1 protein-coding gene is annotated in these 492 nt (G+C 69.5%); it reads left to right on the forward strand.

Translation table 11 applies throughout. From position 1 onward, the window contains the following. On the forward strand, positions 1–415 hold a 415-nt coding region (locus AB0C16_RS40440; protein WP_357691487.1), incomplete at its 5' end, for a hypothetical protein. Positions 416–492: the final 77 nt, after the last annotated feature.

Genomic DNA, 492 nt, shown 5'->3' on the forward strand with positions numbered 1-492 from the left:
CAGCACCGTCGTCGCCTTCGACCTGGTGGCCGGCCGGGAGCTGTGGCGGATCGACCCCCGGCAGACGGCGGGCACCGCAGCCCTCACGGTACGCGGACGCCACCTCTACGGACTGTCCCGCAAGGGCGGCCTCTTCGTCGTCGACATCCCCCGGCGCGAACTGATCCACCGCGCCGACGTCACCTCGGTCAGCAACGGGTTCGCCGCCCTGGTGACCAACCGCGGCGTCGTCTACGGCGTATCCGACACCACCCTCTTCCGCTTCCACCCCAGGACCTTCGCCGTCTCCGTCGTCGTTCCCGACATCGACGGCGGCTGGTACAGCGGCGCGCACATCACCAACGACGAGCACGGCCGCCTCTACACCATGCAGGGCCGCAACCTGGTCCGGATCACCGACCACGCCCGGTTCTGACCACGGCAGCGTGAGATCCCTTCCCTCACAGGACGTCCCGCATCACCCCCTACCCCGCACCCCCCACAGAGTTCAGG

The sequence above is a fragment of the Nonomuraea sp. NPDC048916 genome (assembly GCF_040649575.1).
Lineage (GTDB): Bacteria > Actinomycetota > Actinomycetes > Streptosporangiales > Streptosporangiaceae > Nonomuraea.